The following is a 23,070-nucleotide window of genomic DNA, read 5'->3' on the forward strand; positions in this document are numbered from 1 at the left end:
CCATGCAGGACGAACCCCCGGTGTGGGTGCTCCGACTCGGCCATCGTCCGGGCCGCGACGAACGAATGAGCACCCACGTCGGGCTGACTGCACGCGCGCTCGGGGCCGATCGGGTGATCTTCGCCGGCAGCGCCGACGGTCCCAGAGAGACGGTCACCGACATCACCGAGCGCTTCGGCGGACCGTTCGATGTCGAGGTACGCGAGTCCTACCGACCGCTGCTCGGTGGGTGGGACGGCCGGATCGTTCATCTCACGATGTACGGGCTCCCGATCGAGGACTGTGCGCCCGCGATCCGGACCGCTCACCGCTCCGAGCCCCTACTCGTGGTCGTCGGCGCGGAGAAGGTGGCCGGAGAGGTGTACGACGCCGCCGACTGGAACGTCGGCGTCACGAACCAGCCCCACTCCGAGGTCGCCTCGCTCGCCGTGTTTCTCGATCGACTGTTCGAGGGCCGCGAACTCGACCGCGAGTGGGAGGAGGCCGATCGAACGGTCATCCCACAGGAACGGGGCAAACGAGTCGTGAAATCGGACGAACCATCGACCGGCGAGCGGACGGAGCGATCGGAGTAACGAGACAGCCGACCACGCCAGAAGGGCGTGATCACACCGCGATGCGACGCTCAGTTATTCCGTTCGTCCGAGGGCTTCTCGGGCTGGTTCTGTGGCTGCGATCGCGTTCGTTCCTGGGGCCGCGAGACGTCGTTCTGCGGCTGTACGGTGGCGTTCGGTGACTGTGACACACTCGCTTCGGCTCGCGTCTGTGGTTCGGACTGAGTCGGTGCGGCCGATTCGGGTTGCTGGCGTGGTTGCGTGTTCCGGGGCTGTCGTTGCTTTCGTGACTGTGCTTGCTGTGGCCGTGCGGACGTGCTAGCTTGCGGTTGCGGGGACATGGCCGTCGGCTGGACGGACTCGCTCTGCGGTTGTTGACTCGGTCGAGCGGTGCGAGGCTGCTGTGCGGTGGACTGATTCGGTGAACCCGTCCCGGAATCATCGGGTGCGTTCGTGTCTGCGTCGTAGACCTCGCCGCGCCCCGTGTACTGATCTGCATCGGGACTCTTTCCGGCCGCACGCGTCGTCCCGCGCGGGCGTTCGAGCACCAGTCCACCCTTGCCGATCGCGATGTCGGGATCGCCGAGCGCGAGGTCGTAGAGGGTGTCTCCCGTCGGTGTGTGGATCTGCTCCCACCGTTCGCCGCCGTCGGTTCGCTGGTACATGAGGCCGCCATCGCCGAGCGCGACCATCTGATTTTTGTACATGTCGAACGCGTGGAGTGCGCCCTTCTCGGCAACGCCGATGGGCGTCCAGTCTCGATACGAATTGTCGTACCGATACAGTATCCCTTGGCCAGCGGCCACGTACACCCGACCGTTTTGTTCGGCCCAGATATCGTAGAACTTGACCTGGGATTCGATCACCCCGATGTCCTTCCAGCCGTCGTTCTTGGTGGTCATGAAGGCGTTGCCGCTGGTGTCGATCCCGTAGCCGTAGCCGTCGGGGGAGGCGGCAAGCCCGGTCATGGTCGATCCCTTGTCTGCGGGTTTCTCGAGAACGCCCCAGTTGATGGTGAACCCGTCGAGACTCGCCGGAAGGACTTCCCCCGAGCCGTTGGCGATGAGCACTTTCTCGGAGCCGATGGTGCCGCTGACCGCGATCGACTCCCACGTACTCGTCATCTCGTTGGGGTACGAGTAGTCGTACTTTCGGTTGGTTTCGACGTCGTAGCAGCCCAGTGCGCCGCTCGATCCCGCGAACCACAGCCGCTTGCCGTCGTCGGTCACCGCGAGGGTCCGCATCTGATTTTTGCTCACGTTCGGCCCATCGTCGGTGATGATCTCCCACCCGTTACCGCGGTCGCCGGCGATGATTCCGCCGTCACCCACGGCGAACGGACCACGGGCGGTGGAGACCACCTCGAAGAGGTCGTTCGAAAACGGCGTCTCGACCGTTTGCCATTCCGGATCGTTCGCGTCGGCTCCAAGACCCCACATACGGATCGACGGACGGGAGTCGTCGTCTTAAGCCATCGACATATTCCGGAACGATACAACGTCGATTCGTCATCGTCCGTTTCCGGCGAACCGACGCCAGTCAGGCGGTCAGGCAGTCACGCTCAGTACGACATGATCGGTTCCTGTTCGGCGTTTCTCGACGGCCTCGTATCGTGAAAGATGGCTCCGGAGATCGAGTTCACGATGGTGCACGATCGTCAGTTCACCGTCGGCAGCGAGAACGTCGTATACCCCGTCGAACAGTTCGGAGAGAACGTCGCTGCCGGCGTGTGTCGGAGGATTGCAGAGCACGCTATCGAACGTATGGTGGGCGACGCTAGCGACGCCATCGGCAGTGACGACGGTTCCGTCCACCCCGGACGCACGGAGACTACGTTCCGCACACGACGTTGCAACGCAGTCGTCGTCACTGAGCCATACCTCGCAGTCCGCAACCCGGCCAGCGTATGCCCCGATCGCACCGTAGCCACAGCAGAGGTCCAACACCGCCTCGCCGTCCTCGATCGTCACCGTTTCCAGCAGGAGGCGTGTCCCGTCGTCCAGTTTACTGGCCGAGAACAGCCCCGGAACGGTGACGAGCGAGAGCGTCGTTCCGTTCACCTCGGGATGGATCGTTCGCGGCGAGACGTACGACTGCGGTTCGAACGACGGTGGGGGAGTTGATTCGAGAACCGTACAGCCGTTGCGTTCGGAGACCTGTTCGACAGTCGCAGCCATCTCACGGAGACACGCCTCGTAACGCGTGAGACCGGTTTGCTTCGACGCCGCCAGATAGAGAGTTCCGCCGGGTCGCAGCACGGAGAGGGCGTTTGCGAGACGCTGCTTTCCAACCGAAAGCGGCGTATAGGGCTTCGGGGCGTATGCAACCGTCTCGAACGTTTCGTCGAGGGTGGCGACATCGGCGGCGAGCGTCGTCGTCACGTCAGCACCGTTCTCGGCAGCGTTTCGCTCGCAGAGCTGTGCGGCGCGAGCACTCGACTCCGTCATGTGAACGGTGGTTGCACAACCAGCGAGTACAGTACCGACCACGCCGTAGTTCGCAGCAGGGTTCAGGAGGTGGCCGAGGTCGGTGTTCCAGAGTCTTTCCACCAGCAGGAGTTCGGTGTCCCTGAACGAGCGTTTCGAATGAACGCTATCCGCGGTGTGGAAGCGGTACGTTGGACGTGCGTCCGAAGCGCGTGATTCGAGGGTTAGCTCGTAGGGCGTACGCCTCATTGGGCGCGCCCTCCGACCGATAGCGAAAACGGATGCAGCCCTCGATCAGCCCGGTATTCGAGGAAGAGACGGTGCTGTTGGGTGTCAGGCGATCGCGTCGACGGCGTGATTGGCATGTGCGTGGGTTCGGCAGCTCAGGGGNGATCGAAAACGAAGCAGCCCACGCGCTGCGCTCGTGGCAGTGAGAACCGACGAAAACGGTTCACGCACGACTGAGCGCAGCGCGCGAACCAGGTGCCAATCAGCGCGACGTTCCGGTGAGAGTCACAACCGGTCGTGAAGCCGGTTGGGTTACCGAACCGCCCACAGTTGGCGAGCCGGCCGAACCCGTTCTCACAGCCGCACGGTGACGTCCGTCACTGTGGAACGACGATCGGCCCGAAGCTCTTGTTCAACGTGACTCGGCGTTTCTGTCCCATCTACTAAAAATTCGCGTTCGAGTCGATCGTCTCACTGCTGGATTCTGCTGTCTGTGAAGGTACTTCTCGGAAATCGTTACGGAAGGTGGATTTGAGCTGCGTGAACTTCGCTCACGAGAACGAAGCGAACGGTTGAGGGCTTCGGCGGTGCTGTCGTGGTGATGTGGCATTTGTGGAAGGCCCCAGTAATCCCACCGCGAGCGAGGCGAAGCCGAGCGAGCGGGCCGACGACTGACCGTAGGGAAGGAGGAGGCTTTTGGTCCAGATTTTGCCAGCGAGTGAGCGACCGCAGGGAGCGAACGAGCGCAGCAAAAGGTGTGGGATAGCGGGAGGTAGATTTGAACTACCGGTCTGCGGGTTATGAGCCCGCCGGAATCTCCTGGCTATCCTATCCCGCTACTCTCTCGTATCGCTGTCCGTTGGTTAAGGGTTGTGATTCATCCCTCGTCGGGGTCCGTGTGGACCCGCCACGTGAACAGGCTCTCGGCGACGAAGTTGACGAGCAGCCCCGCACCGATCCCGCCGACTTTCGAGACGACGAACCAGCCGTCCAGACCCGCGATGGCGAGATCGGCCCCGATCACCCGGTAGAGCAGTCGAAACGTCCCGAGTTGAACGAGGATACCGCCGGTACGGACGAGGTTCGACCGGGCCAGCCGCCGAAGTGTCGGCCGAATCCCGCCAGTTCCCTCCTCCGAAAACGTCCAGTTATCGTTGAGAAAGAACATGACGACGACTGAGACCTCGATCCCGACGAAGACGGCAATCTCGGGATAGACGCCGAGTTCGCGCAGCGCCGTCGCGGTCGTCACATCGAACAGCGCGCCGACGACCCCGACCGAGGCGAACTTGCCGAACCGCACCGCCGACACCAGTTCGAGAAATCGTCTCATCACTCGACCGTTCGCGAGCCACGCCCGGAGATCGGCTAGCAACGAGCGCGCACTCATCGGTCGGGGCGACCCGCGTCGACCAGCGCGGTCGGCTCCTCGCGCCGTGCGGCGATCGCGTCGTGGAGCGAGCTCTCCGCGACCAGCGCCGCACGATGACGGGCGGCGAGCAGGCCGTTCGCGAGCGCGAGCGACGTTTCCACGGGCGACACGGTAGAGTCGGGCTCGTCGTGCCACGTGATCGGGATCTCCTCGATCGAGAGGTCGAACGCGTTGGCCATCGCCACCAGCTCGATGTCCCACGCGAACCCCGGCTCGTAGAGGTGCTCGCGGATCGTCGTCCACGCCTCGCGCGAGATCGCCTTCGCGCCACACTGATAGTCGTACAGCGGCGGATCGATGAGACGGCGGGCGAGCCACGCGAACGTGTCGCCGAGTCGGCGGCGCGCGAACGTCCGGTGCCGCGCGATCCTCGCATCGGGATGGCGACGCGAGCCGACCGCGAGCGCCGCTTCGTCCGCGACGACTGGCGCGATCACGTCGGCGAGCGAGTCGGCGGGCGTGCTCCCGTCGGCGTCGGCGAAGACGAGCACGTCGGTGTCGAGTGCCTCGAACCCAGCGGTGATCGCGCGTCCCTTTCCCCGGCGGTCGGGAGACGTAGCGACGGTCGCCGGGAGGTCAGCGAGGCGTTCGGCCACTCCGGACTGGGGCGCGTCGAGTTCGATCCGGATGGTCGTCGGGGTGCAGCGCTCGTCGATCGCGGCGACGTACGTCGCGAGACGCTCGACGTCGGGCCGGTAGGCCGGCACGACGACCCCGACGGACCGGTGCATGGAGAGTCCTCCGCGGGCGCGGACAAAAGGGGTTCGGAACCACTGGCCCGGCTCCGTTTCCGGTCCGTTCGCTCGCCGATCCCACAAGAGAGATATACGCCGGTTCCCGGCTTTGGCTATGGAGTACGGTCTCGTCGTCCGGTGGCTCGCCGTCTTTCTCGTCCTCGGCGTGGCGGGCACACCGCTGGCCGCGCTCTGTTTCCGCCGATTCCCCGACCGTGGGGCCGCCCTCGCGCCCCCACTCTCGCTCGCGATCGTCGGGATCGTCGCCTACTGGGTCGGCCACTTCTCACTCACTATCGGCCTCGTCGCCGGACTCGCCGTCCTTGTGGGTCTATCGACGATCGCACTTCGACGACTCGACCGCGACGCATTCGGCGGCCGGCGAACGCTCGCCCCGATGGCGGTGTTCGCGCTCGCCTTCCTGTTCATGATCGCGGTTCGGGCGGTCGATCCAGCGGTGCACCCGGGCGGCGGTGAGAAGTTCCTCGACTTCGGTCTCCTCAAGTCGCTCTCGCGTACGTCGCGCCTGCCGCCCGAGGACGTCTGGTTCGCCGGCGAATCGGTCAGCTACTACTACGGCGGCCACCTCCTTACGACGCTCCTCTCGAAACTCACGGCCACCGAACCCCGATACGCGTACAACCTCGCGCTCGCGGGTTTCTACGCGATGGTCGTCACCGCAGCCTACGGGCTCGCGGGCGCGATCGCGGCCGAACGCGATCGATCGCCTCACACTGCGGGCGTGGTCGCGGCTTTCCTCGTCGGATTCGCGAGCAACCTCGAAACGGCTGGTCGGGCGGTGTTGTGGCTCCTTCCCGAGAGTGCGACGGAAACGATCGCCGGCTGGCTCGGTGTCGAAATCCGTGGCCTCGCCGCATCACCGACGGCGTTCACCTACTGGGACGCGAGCCGCGTCATCCCGGGCACCGTCAACGAATTTCCGCTGTTCGCGTGGCTCAACGGCGACCTCCACGCCCACATGATGAGCACGCCGTTCCTCCTGCTTGCGGCGGGACTCTGGTTCGCGTATTACCGGACACCTTCCGACGCGGTGTGGCGACGACGCCTCCTCGTGTTTGGAGCTATCCCGCCGCTCGCGGGCTTACTCGCGGTCGTCAACACGTGGAGCTTCCCGACCGTCGCCGGGATCGGGTGGCTCGCGCTGACCTTTGCCGATCCCGATCCGGTGTCGCTGTTTCCCGAGCGGATCGTGGCACGGTTGCGGTCACTCACCGACACCGGCTTCCGTCGGGAACTCGCCAGGACAGCGAGTGCGCTCGCGGCCGCGGCGATCGTTCTCGCGCTCGGGGTCGTGTGGTCGATCCCGTTCTGGCTCGGTTCGGCCAGCGGCCGTGCCGTCGCCTTCTTCCCGGCCCGGAGCCCGCTCGGTCCATTGCTGCTCGTCTATGGCGGATTTCTCCTCGTGTTCGTTCCGTATCTCACCGCGCACGCCCGCTCCGATCTCTCACGGCGAAGCCAGCGGGCAGCCCTCGTGGCGACGGGTGGCCTGATCGCGGTCGCGTTGCTCGCGGATGCGGCTGCCGTCGGCGTGTTCGGTCCGCTGCTGGCCGTTGGCTGGCTCGTTCTCGCCACCCGACGGAGTGCCGGACCGAGCGACCCTCGCTCGTCGTTCGTCGACAGCGGTCGACGGAACCCCGCCGAATCCGATGGTGGGGTCGCGACCGGTGACTCACGCGTTCCGACCGTCGGCTACGAGACGGTGCTTTTGGTTGCTGGGGCAGGACTCGTTCTGCTAGTCGAGTTCGTCTACATTCAGGAAAACGCGGGACCGGGACGGTTCAACACGGTGTTCAAGACCTACGCCCAGGTCTGGGTGCTCTTCGCGACCGCGGCGGGCGCGATGGCCGCGTGGCTGGTCGACGCCCGTCCCGTCGGGATCGCCGACGCGATGACGGGCCGATGGCGGGTCGCCGGTCGCGCGCTGCTCGCGCTGGTCGTGCTCTCGACGTCGATCTACGGTGGCCTCGCGCTCACCGATCAGTTCACGAGTGAGAGTCCGGCAACGAGTGTCGACGACCCGACACTCGACGCGCGCGCGTTCGTCCCGGCAACACATCCTGACGAGGCGGCCGCCATCGCGTGGCTCGACAACCGATACGGCCAGCCACACATCGTCTCACTACCGGGCTGTTGGTGCAACGAGAACGAGGCGCTCCGGCCCTACCGCTGGGTGAACGCCCCGTCCAGCATGACGGGACTCCCGACGGTTGCGGGCTGGAGCCACGAGACTGGCTACCGGGGTGATGCGGCGTACCGCGAGCGCGTCGCGGATGTCGAGGCGATCTACCAGGGTGCTCCCACGATTCAGACGGAACTCCTCGCGGAGTACGACGTTCAGTACGTCTACGTCGGCCCGAACGAGCGCGCGGCGTACGAATCGATCTCGGTCGCGGAGCTCCAGGGCGTCAGCGTCGCTCAGGAGTTCGAGGCCGTGACGATCTATCGTGTCGATCAGACAGCGTTATCGACCTGAGTAGCATCGGGCTGCACTGCCAGCTACCGAAATGCTACGGTGTGCTGTCGAAGGGCTCCCGACGGTGGCCGGAGCGTCGTGGGCGAGTCCCGAGACAAACGAGTGTAGGCCACTCCCTCCCCAACCGATTCCCTCACACGGGAATTGCGCGCCGATAAACGGCGTCTGCGAACGAGCGCGAAGCGCCCGTTCGCACGGTCAGCGCGATGGCTCCGCCGTCCCGCTCGGTGCAGCCGCGCGCCACCGCTGCCCGGGCTGGATGGCGACGAGCGCGTCTCTACCCGAATCCAGGCGGACCGTCATTGTCATCCACGCTGCCGGTGTCGACGTCCGGCCCCGCTTCCTTCCGCTGCTGTTCCAACTCCCGGATCTGCCGGAGGTAGTAGAGCGCGCCGCCGGCCGCGACGAGCACCAGTACGGCCGCCCCGGCAATGAAGAGGTAGAGGTCACGCTGGAGGTAGTACCGCACCACGACCGCGTTGCTGTCGACGTTTTGCCACGTGAGCCGAACCCGGCCGTCGGCAGTGCGGTCGGCAGTGTAGCCGGAGGGTGAGACGCGGGCGAGCGGCTCGTAATCGACCCGCATCCCCTTCGGGATCGTGACCTCGTACGTTCCTTCGACGAACGTGCGAGTGCCGAAGCGCTTGCCCTGGGCCGACGCGGTGAACGCGACCTGGCCGTTTCTCGCGGGGAGATTGATGACCGCTCGCTCGCGCTCGCTCGTGACGTTCAGTCTCGATGACTCCGACGAGGTGACGACGGTTCCGTTCGGATATTGGAACTGGAGCGCGGAGACCGGCAGTGGTTGGTTCTGTCCGAGCTCGTTCCGTTGGAAGACCGGGAACGTCGATTCGTTCGAAACGTTGTAGACTGCCGTATAGCGCCCACCGGTGACGTTGATCGTGGCGTTCGTCCCGTTGGTTTCCCAGTCATAGCTTGCGTTGGCGGCCGCGTTCCCACCACCCGAGCCCGGCCCGAGCACCGACGAACAGCCCGCCAGCGCGACGAACGCGACCACCAGCCCGAACGCGAGCAGCCGCCGGCGCGTCATGGGACAACACAGAGGAGCTCGGCGGGCAGATACCCACCGATACTCGCGAGCAGCCCCGGCGGATCGGTCCCCTCGCGACAGATCACGCTCTGTTCGAGGAGCCCGAGCCGCTCGACGGTTACGATGTCGTTCGCGTGGCCCGCACGGTTGACGGTCGCGCGCGCCTCTCCACGGGTCGCGCTGTTGACGTTCACCCGACCGGCCCCCCGCGTCCAGTCGTACAGTCGGTCGCGCTCGTCGTCGGCCAGCCGCGAGGGCTCGCCGTAGACGAACTGAAGAGGGAGATGCTGGACGAGGCCGTACCGCGTTCTGATCTGCTCGGGACTCCCCTGGCCCAGCCCGATCTCGTCGGCCGGCACGTGGATATCCTCGCCGGCGTCGAGCACGAACCCCGACTCGTCCCACGACGTGAGGGTGCCGGTGTAGGTCTCGCCGGGTTCGAACTCGGGTGTGATCGCGCCCCATTCCTCGCCGAGGACGTTCCGTGCAGCCACACTGTCCTCGCCTTCGACGGTCACCGACGGGAAGTCGTCGTGACGGACGCCGACCTCGTACTCCACGGTGAGCTCGCCGATCGCGTTGTCGACGAGCGAGCGAAGTCCGGTGAGCGCACGCTCGCGGGCGTCACCCTCGACGTAGCACTTCGTGGCAAGAACGACCATCAGGCGGGGACGGTGAGTGAATCGCGGAGGTCGTCGATGCGCTCGTCCATCGCGTCGATCAACCGGTCGTTCTCCATCGATTCGAGCTCGGAGCCACACTGGGGGCACTCGAACCCGAACTCCATCGCCTCGCCGAACTCGAACCGGAGCGAATCGACCTCGCAGAGGTAAAACTCGTTGTTGCGCTCGTACTCCCGGCGCTCCTCCAGGGCTTCGAGCAGCCGCCCCATCTCGTCCTGGAGATTGCCGGGGATCGACTCGTATTCAAATGTCCAGAGGTAAGTGAGCCAGCCCGAGTCCTCGTCACGGAGCCGACGATAGCTCGCGAGGTCGTTCTCGTAGAGGATAAAGAGTGCTCGTCGGACGTCGTTGAGTTCGAGTCCGAGGTCCTCGGCGAGCTCTTCGTCGGTCACTTCGCCGTCGGGCGGCGCAGCGGCGACGGGCATCCCGCGCGGGCCGACGAGCTCGTGGAGGTACGTCTGTACCACCGGATCCTCGAGGAGGTCCTCGAACGCCATTACCCGCCCTCGGGCATCCCGGCGTGTAAACCCATCGTTCGTCGGGTGTGGACGCGCTGCCCTCGATCGGCGGATGCGGCGGGCGCGACAGCAGTGGCGAACTGTGCTGTCGGTGTGATCGATACGCCCGATCGGCCGCTATCGGCGCGCTCACCGAAAATCGGGACTGATCGCGGTCGCGAGCTGCTGTGGGCTCAGTTCGAGGAGCCGCCCTGGTCGGCCATTTCCGAGTCCATGCTCGAACCTGAACCTGGGCCCGATCCCGACCCGGAGTCCGAACCTGAATCCGATCCTGATCCGGAGTCCGAACCCGATCCCGAGTCACCCCCATCGGATTCACCGGGTGCGTTCGTGTCGTCGTCGTAGAGTTCGCCCCGAGCGGTGTACTTGTCGCCGTCCGGGCTCGTCTTGGTGCCGGACGTCCCTCGGGGTCGCTGGAGGACGAGACCACCCTTGCCGACGGCGACATCTGGGTCGCCGAGCGCGAGGTCGTAGAGAGTGTTCTCGGTGGGGGTGTGGACCTGCTCCCACCGCTCGCCGCCGTCGGTTCGCTGGGCGACGAGACCGCCGTCGCCGACGACGACCATCTGCTTCTCGTAGAGATCGAACCCACGGAGGGCCTGCTTTTTCGTGACGCCGATGGGCGTCCAGTCGCGATAGGAGTTGTCGTAGCGGTAGAGTCGCCCCTTCCCGGCCGCCACGTACACCCGATCGTGTGCGCCCGCCCAGATGTCGTAGAACTTGACCTGGGACTCGATCACGCCGATGTCTTCCCAGCCATCGCGTTTCGTCGTTTTGTAGGCGTTGCCGCTGGTGTCGATCCCGTAGCCGTAGCCGTCGGGAGAGGCTGCGAGTCCCGCGAGCGTCGACCCGCTCCCTGGTTTCGCCACCACACCCCAGTCGGCTTCGAACCCCGCGATCGTGAACGGCAGCACTTCACCGGAGCCGTTGGCGACGAGGATTTTCTCGGCACCGGCGTCCCCACTGACGGCGATCGACTCCCACGTGCTGGTCTTCTCGTTCGGATACGAGTAATCGTACTTCCGGTTGGTCGCGACGTCGTAGCACCCGAGCGCGCCGCTCGATCCCGCGAACCACAGCCGCTTGCCGTCGTCGGTCACGGCAAGGGTCCGGAGCTGGTTCTGGCTCACGTTCGGACCCTCGTCGGTGACGACTTCCCACCCGTTACCGCGGTTGGCGACGATCACGCCGCCGTCGCCCACTGCGTAGGGACCGTCCGTGGTAGTGACGACCTCGAAGAGGTCGTTCTCGAACGGTGTCTCGATTTTCTGCCAGTCCGGCTCGTCCGCATCGGGGCCAAGCTGCCACATGCACTCGGTGCGACGACCCAACTGATATTAAATTGTGAACAGGTTGTAGGAAAACAGAAATTCCAGCAGCGTATCCTGTCACGAGCTACTGCGGACGGACACCGATCGTCCGGCGACAGCGCCGCGACGCGTCACCATCGTCCAGCTTTCTTCACTAACGACAGCCGTTTACCAATCCCAGCGATGTGTGCAGACATGGCGGAACTGACCGTCGTCGATGCCAACGACCGCGTCATCCAGCAGTGTACCGAGTTCGAACTCCGCGAGCACGGTCTCATCACGAAAACCGAGAACGGGGACGAAACCGGCTTTTTCCCGTTCGGGAGCTTCGCCTACGTCGGACAAACCCAACGGCGGGGCGACCAGCAAGCGACTGCCAAACAGCGGGGCGACCGACAGTCGACCCCCCAGCAGCCGACTCAGTCACAAACCGGCCAACAGAACCGCCAGTAGTAACCCGATTCGGAAGACTGGGGATCGTTCGACCGCTCAGTCCGATCCGTCGATGTCTAGTTCGTCGAGGAGCGTCTCTGCAGCCGCAGCCGACGAGCCGGGGCCGCGGGCGGTGACGAGATCGCCGTCGACGGTGACGCTCGTGTCGGCGTCGAGTTCGGCGTCCCAGTTGGCACCCGCTGCACGGACTTCGTCCTCGACCCAGTAGGGGAGTTTCCGCCCGTCGGGCATTCTGTCGTGGTCGTCGACGATTCCTTCCTCCCATTCGTTCGGGAAGCCGGTGACGTCTCGGCCGTCGACGATCCGCTCGCCGCTCTCGTCCCACGTGAACCCGAGGATTCCGACGGCGTGACAGACCACGAGCGCCGTGCCGTCGTCGCCAGCGACCGTCTCAGCCAGCAGCGTGCGGGCGTGGTTGTCCTGGTTGATGTCCCATTCGGTGCCGTGACCGCCGGGGAACACCACCGTGTCGTAGTCGTCGGCGTCGGCGGCCGCGACCGGAATCGGGTCGTTGAGTCGATCGTCGTTCTCGTGGACGTCCATGACGTGTTCGGCGGTCTCCTCGCCGACTTCGTCGGGATCGACCGAGCGCTCGTCGATCTCCGGGGGATCGCCGCTCGGCGTGGCCACGGTGACGTCGACGCTCGCGTCCGAGAGGCTGGTGAGCGGCTCGATACATTCCTCGCCCCAGTAGCCTTCCTCGCTGACGACGAACAGTGCAGTTGTCATCGTCCCCGATACGGCCGCGTGGTGAAAAAGGCTCCCGGATACCGGTAAACACGCCACCCGCCCGTGTGCCTCGTCGATCAGCGAAAACCTCCACGACAAATTACCCCACCACTTGCATCCACAAGAATAATAAGGCACAATATCTGTTAAAGGTACGTATGTCACAGGGCCCCGCACGACGTGGCAACGAGAAACACAAACGAATCGATCGACGCAGTTGGCTCAAGGCGATCGGTGTCGCTGGCGCTGCTGGTCTGGCCGGTTGTAGCGGCGGTGGCGGTGGTGGCGGCGACGGTACCTCCCAATCCGGTGGTGGCAACGGGTCGAACGGCAGTCAGCCCTCGAACGCGACGAACGGCTCGGCGCTCGGTGGTGATGGCAACGAGACCGGCAACCAGAGCAACGAAACCTCCAGCGGTGGTGTCCCCGAGGTCGGTGGGACGTACAGCACGATCACGTCCTCGTCGCCGGAGACGCTGAACCCACTGTACAACACGGAAGACGGTGCCGGTGACCTGATCTCCTACGCGCTCGATCTGGGGTACGGCTTCAGGCCGGGAACGGAGTACTTCCCGCGGCTGTACGACATGACTACGGACCAGGGGAACGTGTGGGTCGCGAAACTCCGCGAGAACCTCGAGTTCGGTGGTGACTACGGCGAGGTCACCGCGGAGGACTTCGTCTACCAGATCACCGAACTCCACCAGAGCGAGTGGGCCGCGACCGCGGACGCCTCGTCGTGGCCGAGCGAGGTCAACGTCGAGGCGACGGGCGACTACGAGTTCCAGATCGAACTCCCGAACTCGAACGCACTGTACCCCGAGACGTACGATCCGCTGCTGTACCCGATCCCGATGGAGCTGATGCAGCCGTACGTCGAGGAGCAAAACGCCGACGGCCTCCGGCAGGACGAGGAACTCCTCGGGCTGGGGTTCGCCGGGAACATGGGTGCGTACACCCTCGACAGCCGAAACCGTTCGAGCAGCCTCACGTACAAACGAAACGAGAACTACTACCTCAGGGACGCCGAGGGCGTGCCCGAACGCTTCAGTGAGGCTCCGTACTTCGATACCCTCGAGGTCCAGATCGTTCCGGAATCACAATCCAGACTCGCCGCGCTCGAAGCCGGCGAAACCGACTCGGCGAGCGTCCCGTTCAACCGCGTCTCGAAGTTCCGCAACCTCGAACGGACCGACGTCTACGTCATCCCGCAGCCGTACAACGAGGTCTGCGTGTACAACATGCGCGACAACGGCTGGAACGCGGGACCGGGCAACCTCTTCCGGAAGAAGAAGTTCCGGCAGGGACTCGGCTGTGCAGTCAACAAACAGCGCCTCTCGAAGGGTGTCTTCCGTGGGTTCGCCGATGTCGAGTACACGTGGCAGCCCCAATGGTCGAAGTGGTATCCCGACGACAACAGCAACATCATGCAGTTCGGGACGGGGGATCTGTACGGACCGGAGGCGACCCAGAGTCGCATCAAGGAAGCCATCTCAGACACGGACTACGGCTACAGTGGGGGCAATCTCAAGAACCCCAACGGCGAGACGGTGACCCTCAGCCTCTATCACAGCGCCGGCCAGCCAACCGAGCGGTCGATGGCCGATTTCATTGCTCAGGAGTTCAAACAGAACGCCGGCATCAACGTCGAGGTGTCGGCTATTCAGGGCGCGCAGTTCTCGCGGGAGTACTGGCAACAGCAGATCCCGGACAACCCCGACCAGTACGAGTGGAGTGAGGGGTCGAACAACGCGGGGCCGCGTGAGGTCACGAGCGCCAACCCGTGGGACATGACCGTCGTCTTCGGTCTCAACACCTACCCGCTCAACCCCACCACCGCAAGCGTGTTCTTCCAGAAGGACTCGGCGTACAACCCGTACGGCTACTACCCCTCCTGGAACGCCAGCGAGCTGTTCGAGCGGGCCAGCAACGCGACGAGCGAGGAGGAACTCCAGCCCATCTTCAACGAGATCTTCGCGAAGATCTCCGAGGACCAGCCGATGGGGATGCTCGCCTTCCCCGCGGACACGATCGGCTACGCGACGGGTATCAACGGCCCACAGGAGAACTTCTTTAGCGAGTGGGACTTCTCGGCGTGGTACCGCAACGGATGACGTAGCGACGCCGATCGCAGATCCCACTTGACGACCTTTCAATCAATGTACGAGACACCCTCACTATGGGACTAGGATGGTATATCACACGCCGGGTCGGCTGGGCGTTCATCGTGACGTTCATCATCGTCTCGATAACGTGGGCGCTGTTGGCCGCCGCGCCGAACCCCGAGATCGCGCAGGCAGCAACCCAGGTCGCGCTTCAGGGCGGGGATCCGGCGGATGCGCAGGCGGCCGCGGAGCGGGCGCGCGAACTCCGCGGACTCGACGCTCCGCTCTATCAACGATACATCGACTACGTCACCGGTGTCTACACCCTCGACTGGGGCTGGTCGGAAACCCGGAGTCAGCCGGTGATCCAGGCGATCCTCGGGGCGCTGTACTACACGGCACAGTACTCGATCCCGTGGACGCTGCTGGTGATCATCATCGGGCCGATGGTGGGGCTGTACTCGTCGGCCACCCAGTACAGCTGGAAGGACCACCTGGCGACGGGCTTTGCCTTCTTCGGGTACGCGATCCCGAACTTCTTCTTCGGGATCATCCTCCTGTTGATCTTCGGCGTCGAACTCGGGTGGATCCCGGTGATCTACAACACGGGCGTGCCGGTGTTCAGCCTCGAGAACGCCAGACAGCTCGCGGTACCCGTGTTCGTTCTCGTGACCGGCTCCATCGGCGGGATCATGCGGGTGTCACGCAACGAGTCGGCGGCGTTCATGAACGCGGATTTCGTGAAAACCGCGAACGCGAAGGGCGTCTCGAAGCTCAGGATCTACGCACGACACGTCCTCCGACCGACGATGGTGCCGCTGTCGACGACGATGATCAGCCAGCTCCTGTACCTGTTCGTCGGGTCGTCGTTGCTCGTCGAGATCGTCTTCGGGATTCCGGGGATCGGCCGGCTGAGCTACCGCGCCATCATCGCACAGGACACGAGCGTCGTACTGGGGTTCACGCTGTTTTTCACGTTCGTCGCCACGATCGCGAACCTCCTTCAAGACATCACATACACCGTGCTCGACCCACGGATCGACTTCGATGATCGATAATGGCTACTGACGAACCATCACCACGATTCGACTCGGTGGATTGGAACGAAGTCGCCGGCGGGAGCGGCCGCGCGTTCTCGACGAACTTCAAGGGCGTGACCGCCGTCCTCGGCGTGATCTTCGCGCTGATCGCCTACGACGTGTTCGTCGTGCCGGGCGACGTTCCGACGTTCGCAGCGGTCGGCTGGAACTACGACGTCACCGGCCTCGACTGGCTGTTCGCCATCTCGATCGTCCTGTTCGGGTTCTACGGCGTGTTGCCGCTGTACCAGAACGCCCGGATGACGCGGTACTACTGGAAGGAGTTCCGGAAGAACCGTCCTGCCGTACTCAGCCTCGTCTTCCTGGGTTTCGTCTTCGTCGGCGGGGTTCTCGGTCCGCTGTTCATTTCGGCTCCGGAGGTCCAACTGTTCACGAAGTATCAGCCACCGGTCGGCTTCGAGATCAGCCGGCAGTACGTCATCAACTGCGCCGGCCCGATCGTCGACGGTGCGTGTCAGGGAACGTGGCAGTACCCGCTGGGAACCACCCAAAACGGTCGGGACATCTTCGCGATGATCGTCTACGGGATGCAGATCACGATGAAGATCGCGTTCATCGCGACGCTGATGGTCCTGACCATCGGCACCGCGGTCGGGACTACCGCCGCGTACATGGGCGGCCTCGTCGACGAGGTGTTGATGCGATACGTCGACATCCAGCAGTCGTTCCCGACACTCATCCTCTACTTGCTCATCCTCTACATCTTTGGCGGGAGTTTGACCCTCTTCATCCTCCTGTTCGGGCTGTTCGCGTGGGAAGGAACGGCGCGGTACGTGCGAAGCAACGCGCTCGCAAAGAGCGAGGAGGAGTACATCAAGGCGGTCCAGCTCAGCGGCGCGAGCACCTATCAGGTCATCCGCCGCCACATCATCCCGAACACCGCGAGTAGCTGGATCACGGACCTCACGCTACTGATTCCCGCGTTCTTGCTGTTCGAGGCGCAGCTCGCCTTCCTCGGACTCGGCGATTCGACGGTCCCCTCGTGGGGACAGCTGATCGCCTCCGGACGCGCCGACCTCTCCTTTGCCCCGTGGATCACGCTGATGCCCGGGTTCGTGCTGTTCTTCACCATTCTTGCGTTCAACTTCCTCGGTGACGCCGTGCTCGACGCGATCGATCCCGAAACCCAGGCGGAGGCAGAACGATGACAACGGACACACCACTCCTCTCGATCGAGAACCTCACCACGACCTTCGACACCGACGCCGGACTCCTCACCGCCGTCGACGGCGTCAGCTTCGACGTCGGCCGCGGCGAGACGGTCTGTATCGTCGGCGAGAGCGGTTCGGGAAAGACCGTCGCGAGCGAGTCGATCACGCGCCTGATCCCGTCGCCACCCGGTTCGGTCGACGGCACGATCCGGTTCGAGGGCCGCGACATCGCGTCGATGAGCGAGTCCGAACTCCGGGAGATCCGGGGCCAGAACATCGCCCACATCTTCCAGAACCCGCAGGACGCACTGAACCACTGTTACACCGTTGGCTGGCAGATCACCGAGGCGGTGCAGGTCCACGAGGACGTCGCCAAAGAGGCGGCCCGCGAGCGCGCCGTCGATCTGCTCAACCGGGTCGGCGTCGCCAACGCAGCTGCCCGGCTCGACGATTACCCCCACGAGTTCTCGGGCGGCCAGAAACAGCGCGTCATGATCGCGATGGCGCTCGTCACGAACCCCGACCTCCTCATCGCCGACGAGCCCACGACGGCGCTCGACGTGACCGTGCAGGCCCAGATCCTCCGGTTACTCGACGATCTCCAGGACGAGTTCGGGATGAGCGTGCTCTTCGTCACCCACGATCTCGGCGTCGTGGCCGAGATCGCGGACCGGGTCGTCGTGATGTATGCGGGGAAAGTGATGGAGCGCGGTGACGTCTACGAGATCTTCGAGTCGCCCTCGCATCCGTACACTCGCGCGCTGATGGACTGTCTCCCCGGTGGGGACCGCGCCGCAGGGGGGATCGAGGGCACGCTCCCGAATCCGACCGACCCGCCCGATGGCTGTCGGTTCGCACCCCGGTGTGAATACGCCGTCGACGAGTGTACACGGGGCGACCAGCCCGAGGAGGCAGAGCTTTCGGCGAGCCACAGCGTCTCGTGTGTGTACTACTACGGCGGGCGCGACGCGTCGGTGATCACGGGCGAGGACGATGATGGCGATTGGTCGAGTTCGCCGGGAGGGCTGGCGGATGACTGACCGTCCGCTGCTCTCGGTCCGCAACCTGAAGAAACACTACCCGATCAAAGAAGGGGTCCTCTCGCGGCAGGTCGGGGCCGCCCGCGCCGTCGACGGGATCAGCTTCGACATCGCGCAGGGCGAGACCCTCGGATTAGTCGGCGAGTCCGGCTGTGGGAAATCGACCGCCGCGTCGTCGATCATCCGACTGGAGGAGCCGACCAGCGGCGAGGTGCTGTTCCACGGTGACGGGTACGACGACACCCGGACCTCCGGGGACGGAACCACGACGAACGACGTGACGGAGTTCGACGATAGGCAACTCAAGGCGTTCCGTCGGGACGCCCAGATGATCTTCCAGGACCCTTCTTCGAGTTTCGATCCGCGACAGACCATCGGAGCGTCGATCGCCGAACTCCTCGAAGTCCACGGGATGACCGACAAACAGCGCCGTCGGGCGATCGTCGAGAACCTGCTCGGAGACGTGGGGCTCTCGGCGAGCGACTACGATCGCTACCCTCACGAGTTCTCGGGCGGCCAGAAACAGCGCATCGCGCTCGCCCGGGCGCTGGTGCTCAACCCCGACCTCGTGATCGCCGACGAGCCGGTGAGCGCGCTCGACGTCTCCATTCGGGCGGAGATCCTCTCGCTGGTCAACGACCTTCAGGAGAAGTACGGTCTCTCGGTGCTGTTCATCAGCCACGACCTCTCGGTCATTCGGGACGTCTGTGATCGGGTTGCGGTGATGTATCTCGGCGAAATCGTCGAGATCGCACCGACCGAGGAGGTCTTCGCGGATCCACAACACCCCTACACCGAGGCGTTGCTCTCGGCGATCCCGACGCCGGACCCCCGGAACACCCGAGAGGACATCGAACTGAAGGGGAAGGTGCCGAGTCCGACCGATCCGCCCGACGGCTGTCGGTTCCACACGCGGTGTCACCGGGTGATCCAGCCTGACGAGTACGATCTCGAACAGTCACACTGGCGGGCGCTGCTGACGTTTCGCGATCGTGTCGTCGAGGGTAGTGTCGACGTCGCGAAGACGCGACGCGCGCTCGACACCGACGGCGACGGCGAGGATACGGTCTCCGACGCGGAGCTCAAACACGAACTCCGGACGGAGTTCGACCTCCCCGAGACGCTCTCGGATCGATCCGCCGAGGACACGCTCGCCGAGGCGCTCGATCGACTCGTCGCGGACGACCACGATCGGGCGGCCGAGCTGCTCTCGACGTTCACCACGCCCTGTGAGGAATCGAAACCCGAACTCACCGACCGTGGGACGAATCACCAGGCATCGTGTTTCCTCACCGAGAACGAGGCACCGCTGCAGGACGCCGCAGATCTCCGGGCCGACTGACGATCACCGCCGGCGGTTCGTCGAACTCCTTCGACCGAACACGGGTCCGCCGTCGCTGCTCGAAAACGAGGGAGCGGTACCGATGGAAGTACCGTATAGACGGAGCCTCAGCCGTCGCCGTGGGGATCGGTGATGACGACTTCCTGATCCACGACGTCGACGTTGATCAGGGTCTTCACGTCGTACGGGCTGTCGTCGAGTTCGTTCCCACCGCCTTCCTTCTTGATGACCGCGACGACGTCGACGATCTCCGCGCCGATCTCCTCTAGTGCGCCGGTGATCCCGCGGAGCGTCCCGCCAGTGGAGAGGACGTCGTCGAGCAGGAGGACCCGATCGCCCGAATCGACGTCGTTGACGAACATCTCGTTCTCGGAGTAGCCCGTGACCTGCGAGAGCGCGACCTCTCCCTCCAGCCCGTACTGGCGCTTGCGGACCACCACGAGAGGGATGTCGGTCATCAGTGAGGTCGCCGTCGAGATGTGGATCCCCATCGCGGCGGGTGTCACGATCTTGTCGACGTCTTCGAGCGCGGCCTTCCGGATGATCTTGATGACGATCTCGCGCAGGAGTTCGGGTTCGAGCATCGGGACACCGTCGCTGATCGGATGGACGAAGTAGTGATAGCCTTCCTTCTCGATGATCGGCGCGTCGAGCAGCGAGTCCCGAAGCTGATTCATGCCGCTGGTACATCGAGTCGTCGGTAAAACTTGACGGTCGTCGGTCGTGAGCCGCGCTCGCTCGCCGACCCATCGGTCGCATCGACGTCTGGCCGTACCGAGAGATGGATTTTTACCGCCGGCTCGTCAACCAGCGATCATATGGCCACGACGCCATACGAGCGGTTCCGGCGGAACGCCACGGGGATCGCCTCGACGGTGGTGACGGGAGTCTGGCTCGCGGCCATGTTCACCGGTCAGAGCTGGTGGCTCGCAGCGCTGCTGTTCGGCTACATCGTCGTCGTTCCGGTCGTCTCGATGCTGTTCGGCGACGACGAGGACTGGGAGGAACACGCCGACGAGGAAGAATGGACTGATGGCAAACGGTGGGAGGACAGCTGGACCGGTGGTGGCTGGGTATCCGACGACTCGTCCAACGATCCGTCCTCGACCAACAGCCGCGACGCCCTCGAAACCCTCAGAAACCGCTACGCCCGCGGCGAACTCACCGACGAACAGTTCGAGCGGAAAGTCGAACGACTCCTCGACACCGAGTCTCTCGAAACCGTCGAGGACCAGTATCGCGAACGCGAGCGGTTGCGAGAGTAGTGCAAGCGATAGGTTCGATCCTCTTTGATTCGCCAGCTGTCCGTTATTGCCACGGAAAAATGGGAACTGCACCGCCCCATTCAGTTTACCCCAGATAAGGGAGACGAGAGCGGCTTAGTTATGGGTTTTAGCTGGTACTGCCGCCACTCACATCGGTACTGAAGAGCGTTGCTGAGTTACCTTCCCCATCATCATAAACGACGCTCACAGATTCGGTTGGACTCAGACCTGTCGCGATCTGAGTACCAGCCGTGATTTCACCGCCCACAGCGTCCTGTCGAGTGCCGTCCACGACAGTATAGATATTTGCGCCGTCCAGCGTGTCTCCTCCACTCATCGTTATCGTACCACTATCATAGGTGAAGGTGGCTTGTGGTGCGGTTTGTTGATTACCGAAAACGCCAGTGGCGAACGCGCCGACCACGGCGGCGAGGATGACCACGACCGCGATCATCAAGACGACGCCAATAAAGCCTGAAAAGTAAAGTAACGACTATAACCTTGGCGACTTTGTATCTGAATGGGTGACCGGAAAATGGCTTCCGACACAGGTCAAGTGAACATATCGCTTGACACGGACGTGAAAGAAGAATGGCAACAGTACGTCGACGAACATCCCGATTATCGCTACGTGTCCCACCTTGTCCGGGCGGCAGTCGGGAAAGAAATCCGAGGACAGTACGGTGGTGGCGGGGGGGCTTCGGGCGACGTGGCCGAGCGACTATCCGACATCGAATCCCTGCTTTTGGACATCCAGAACGGCGTCGACGACGTTCACGATCGGATGGATGCCGTGGAATCCCAGTTGGAAGGCCCATCGACCGATGTCACCGATCTCGCAGGGGATGTGTTCGAATGCCTGCCGTCAGAGGGAATGGCTGGTCGGACCACCCAAGATGTACTGTCCGGCGAAGAGCACGCCGTTGACGAAGGCACAGTTCTGACCGGACGAATCAGCGATATCGCTGATCACTTGGACACCGATCCGATCCGTGTGCGACAGGCACTACAACAATTGAAAGAAGACACGCCGCTTGTCGATTCACAAAACATCGGTGGCGATGAAAGCTGGTTCCGAGTGAATTGATATGGCAGCCACCACCACCCGGACCCCCATCGGGAACGAGCACATCGATGAGTTTCTTGACGACGTTCACGGGCTGAAATCCGATGGGACCTACCAGACCCGGCATTCCGATCTGAAGAACTTCTACGGTTGGATGCAGGACAACGGCCACGACGACGTTACGGAGCTGTCGGCACGCGACATCCGGAAGTATCTGATTTGGAACGACCGGCAGGGATACGCACCTGCCACCATCCAGTCGCGCTATATGTCGGTCACGATGCTATTCAAAGAACTATCTGGTATCTACGACGTGATCGACGAAGACGACAACCCGATGGAAAATCTGGATTACATGTCGGTTTCGGGGCTGATGGAAGGCACAAAAAAGACCGACGACGACCCGGACAACGTTGTCTTCGTCACCCCCGAGGAGGTCAACATGATGTGCGAGGATGCACCAAATCCCCAACATCGAAACCAGCTAATCCTGCGCATTCTGTTTCAGACCGGTGTTCGTGTTCAAGAATGTCGAGACATGAAGCTTGAACACGTCGACCGGGACGAGCGGTCCATCCAGATTCACAGCCAGAAGACCGACGACTGGCGCACCGTGTGGTGGCAGCCCGGCAAGGTAGACACCCTGATGGCTATGTGGGTCGACCATCTTCGGGACACCCATTCCCCGGCTGCTGAGTCAGACCACCTGTTTCTAACAAACCGGTCCGAGAAATTGGGGAAGTCCCGAATCCAAGAGATGGTGCGCGACACCGCGAAGCGAGCAGGGATCCAGTCCGTACTATACACCGACCCGGCCGGAAAAGACCACCATCGGATTACGCCCCATGCGTTCCGACACGGCCACTGTGTGAACGCGGTGCGCAACGACATTGATATTGCCTTCGTTCGGGAGCACGTCGGGCATGAGTCCATCGAGACAACCAAACGCTATCTTCAGTTCAAAGAGGAGGAAATCCGGGACGCCTACCACCGGTTCGACACCGCGTAGCCCCACCTTCCGGCTATTTTCAGCCCAATATCGGTCGCTGTGACCGTCGCACGAACCGACGAAACGCCTGCTATTCGTCACCGTCAGAACGCCGTAGAACGCACTGTGCGCGTCGTGGCGGCATAGGGGTGCGACAGTCAACACAACCTATGTCGTTATCTGTCGATAATCGCAAGACGGTAGTACGGTCAGTATTAAAATTGTCAAAGTGCCGGAACATTCAAGCGTATCGTCGCCTTACCTGACGGTAGAAAGTTAGGAACTGATGTTCGGATGGGTGAGATCATCCGAACGGCCACGATTCGAATCCCATCGTGGTGACGATGACAGGGTGGAGACCTGTGCCATTTGCTTCGGTTGCGGGGCACTTAGGCCTATTG

The 23,070-nt window shown here is 63.5% G+C and carries 22 protein-coding genes and 1 tRNA gene; 11 read left to right on the plus strand and 12 right to left on the minus strand.

Going from position 1 to position 23,070, the window contains the following annotated elements; genetic code table 11:
* The first annotated feature begins 2 nt into the window (after positions 1-2).
* A complete protein-coding gene (locus C449_RS07475) occupies positions 3-575 on the plus strand; it encodes a tRNA (cytidine(56)-2'-O)-methyltransferase (RefSeq protein ID WP_006077377.1) in 573 nt (190 codons plus the stop codon).
* A 50-nt stretch (positions 576-625) separates the two neighbouring features.
* On the opposite strand, the gene C449_RS07480 is transcribed toward C449_RS07475, so the two are convergent.
* The 5 genes from C449_RS07480 to C449_RS07500 form a co-directional block, all read right to left on the minus strand.
* Positions 626-1,993 (minus strand): hypothetical protein, encoded by a 1,368-nt coding sequence (locus tag C449_RS07480; RefSeq protein ID WP_006077378.1) that lies wholly within the window; start codon positions 1,991-1,993, stop codon positions 626-628.
* Positions 1,994-2,101: 108 nt separating this feature from the next.
* Positions 2,102-3,229 carry a methyltransferase gene (locus tag C449_RS07485; protein WP_006077379.1) on the minus strand — a complete coding sequence of 376 codons (1,128 nt, stop codon included), beginning with the start codon at positions 3,227-3,229 and terminating at the stop codon, positions 2,102-2,104.
* A 742-nt stretch (positions 3,230-3,971) separates the two neighbouring features.
* Positions 3,972-4,046, minus strand: a tRNA-Met gene (locus C449_RS07490).
* Positions 4,047-4,085: 39 nt separating this feature from the next.
* Entirely contained in the window at positions 4,086-4,598 is a 513-nt protein-coding gene (locus tag C449_RS07495) for a GtrA family protein (RefSeq protein WP_006077380.1), read from the minus strand.
* The gene (locus C449_RS07500; protein ID WP_006077381.1) at positions 4,595-5,371 is read right to left on the minus strand and encodes a glycosyltransferase; all 777 of its coding nucleotides are present in this window, start codon (positions 5,369-5,371) and stop codon (positions 4,595-4,597) included. The genes C449_RS07495 and C449_RS07500 overlap by 4 nt, the downstream gene beginning before the upstream one ends.
* A 118-nt stretch (positions 5,372-5,489) precedes the next feature.
* Between C449_RS07500 and C449_RS07505 the strand changes: the two genes are divergently transcribed.
* Entirely contained in the window at positions 5,490-7,868 is a 2,379-nt protein-coding gene (locus C449_RS07505) for a DUF2298 domain-containing protein (RefSeq protein WP_006077382.1), read from the plus strand.
* A 277-nt stretch (positions 7,869-8,145) separates the two neighbouring features.
* Here C449_RS07505 and C449_RS07510 read toward each other — a convergent pair whose 3' ends face one another.
* The 4 genes from C449_RS07510 to C449_RS07525 all read right to left on the minus strand — a co-directional run bounded on the left by C449_RS07510 (position 8,146) and on the right by C449_RS07525 (position 11,430).
* A complete protein-coding gene (locus C449_RS07510) occupies positions 8,146-8,919 on the minus strand; it encodes a DUF5803 family protein (RefSeq protein WP_006077383.1) in 774 nt (257 codons plus the stop codon).
* Complete coding sequence (locus C449_RS07515) at positions 8,916-9,581, minus strand: DUF2110 family protein (RefSeq protein WP_006077384.1); 666 nt, start codon at positions 9,579-9,581, stop codon at positions 8,916-8,918. The genes C449_RS07510 and C449_RS07515 overlap by 4 nt, the downstream gene beginning before the upstream one ends.
* Positions 9,581-10,099 (minus strand): transcription factor TFIIE subunit alpha, encoded by a 519-nt coding sequence (locus C449_RS07520; protein WP_006077385.1) that lies wholly within the window; start codon positions 10,097-10,099, stop codon positions 9,581-9,583. The genes C449_RS07515 and C449_RS07520 overlap by 1 nt, the downstream gene beginning before the upstream one ends.
* 194 nt (positions 10,100-10,293) lie before the next feature.
* On the minus strand, positions 10,294-11,430 hold the full coding sequence (locus tag C449_RS07525; protein ID WP_006077386.1) for a WD40/YVTN/BNR-like repeat-containing protein: 1,137 nt from the start codon (positions 11,428-11,430) through the stop codon (positions 10,294-10,296).
* A gap of 195 nt (positions 11,431-11,625) precedes the next feature.
* On the opposite strand from C449_RS07525, the gene C449_RS07530 reads away from it, so the two are divergent.
* Positions 11,626-11,883 (plus strand): hypothetical protein, encoded by a 258-nt coding sequence (locus C449_RS07530; protein WP_006077387.1) that lies wholly within the window; start codon positions 11,626-11,628, stop codon positions 11,881-11,883.
* 36 nt (positions 11,884-11,919) lie between these two features.
* On the opposite strand, the gene C449_RS07535 is transcribed toward C449_RS07530, so the two are convergent.
* Positions 11,920-12,612 carry a DJ-1/PfpI family protein gene (locus C449_RS07535; protein WP_006077388.1) on the minus strand — a complete coding sequence of 231 codons (693 nt, stop codon included), beginning with the start codon at positions 12,610-12,612 and terminating at the stop codon, positions 11,920-11,922.
* Between the two features lie 158 nt (positions 12,613-12,770).
* Between C449_RS07535 and C449_RS07540 the strand changes: the two genes are divergently transcribed.
* The 5 genes from C449_RS07540 to C449_RS07560 all read left to right on the plus strand — a co-directional run bounded on the left by C449_RS07540 (position 12,771) and on the right by C449_RS07560 (position 19,350).
* Positions 12,771-14,726 carry an ABC transporter substrate-binding protein gene (locus tag C449_RS07540; RefSeq protein ID WP_006077389.1) on the plus strand — a complete coding sequence of 652 codons (1,956 nt, stop codon included), beginning with the start codon at positions 12,771-12,773 and terminating at the stop codon, positions 14,724-14,726.
* 65 nt (positions 14,727-14,791) lie between these two features.
* Positions 14,792-15,775, plus strand: coding sequence for an ABC transporter permease (locus tag C449_RS07545; protein WP_006077390.1), 984 nt, complete (start codon positions 14,792-14,794; stop codon positions 15,773-15,775).
* A complete protein-coding gene (locus C449_RS07550) occupies positions 15,775-16,965 on the plus strand; it encodes an ABC transporter permease (protein ID WP_006077391.1) in 1,191 nt (396 codons plus the stop codon). Before C449_RS07545 ends, C449_RS07550 begins: the two co-directional genes overlap by 1 nt.
* Entirely contained in the window at positions 16,962-18,008 is a 1,047-nt protein-coding gene (locus C449_RS07555; RefSeq protein ID WP_006077392.1) for an ABC transporter ATP-binding protein, read from the plus strand. The genes C449_RS07550 and C449_RS07555 overlap by 4 nt, the downstream gene beginning before the upstream one ends.
* Positions 18,001-19,350: an ABC transporter ATP-binding protein gene (locus tag C449_RS07560; RefSeq protein ID WP_006077393.1), complete on the plus strand. Its 1,350-nt coding sequence runs from the start codon at positions 18,001-18,003 to the stop codon at positions 19,348-19,350. The genes C449_RS07555 and C449_RS07560 overlap by 8 nt, the downstream gene beginning before the upstream one ends.
* Positions 19,351-19,457: 107 nt before the next feature.
* Here the strand turns inward: C449_RS07560 and hpt are convergent, their stop codons facing one another.
* A complete protein-coding gene (hpt, locus tag C449_RS07565) occupies positions 19,458-20,027 on the minus strand; it encodes a hypoxanthine/guanine phosphoribosyltransferase (protein ID WP_006077394.1) in 570 nt (189 codons plus the stop codon).
* 141 nt (positions 20,028-20,168) lie between these two features.
* On the opposite strand from hpt, the gene C449_RS07570 reads away from it, so the two are divergent.
* Positions 20,169-20,615 (plus strand): SHOCT domain-containing protein, encoded by a 447-nt coding sequence (locus tag C449_RS07570; RefSeq protein WP_006077395.1) that lies wholly within the window; start codon positions 20,169-20,171, stop codon positions 20,613-20,615.
* Between the two features lie 127 nt (positions 20,616-20,742).
* Here the strand turns inward: C449_RS07570 and C449_RS07575 are convergent, their stop codons facing one another.
* Positions 20,743-21,084 carry a type IV pilin N-terminal domain-containing protein gene (locus tag C449_RS07575; protein ID WP_049913950.1) on the minus strand — a complete coding sequence of 114 codons (342 nt, stop codon included), beginning with the start codon at positions 21,082-21,084 and terminating at the stop codon, positions 20,743-20,745.
* Positions 21,085-21,135: 51 nt separating this feature from the next.
* On the opposite strand from C449_RS07575, the gene C449_RS07580 reads away from it, so the two are divergent.
* Entirely contained in the window at positions 21,136-21,702 is a 567-nt protein-coding gene (locus C449_RS07580) for a hypothetical protein (RefSeq protein WP_049913951.1), read from the plus strand.
* Between the two features lies 1 nt (position 21,703).
* Positions 21,704-22,690 carry a tyrosine-type recombinase/integrase gene (locus C449_RS07585; RefSeq protein ID WP_006077398.1) on the plus strand — a complete coding sequence of 329 codons (987 nt, stop codon included), beginning with the start codon at positions 21,704-21,706 and terminating at the stop codon, positions 22,688-22,690.
* Positions 22,691-23,070: the final 380 nt, after the last annotated feature.

The organism is Halococcus saccharolyticus DSM 5350 (genome assembly GCF_000336915.1).
Taxonomy (GTDB): domain Archaea; phylum Halobacteriota; class Halobacteria; order Halobacteriales; family Halococcaceae; genus Halococcus; species Halococcus saccharolyticus.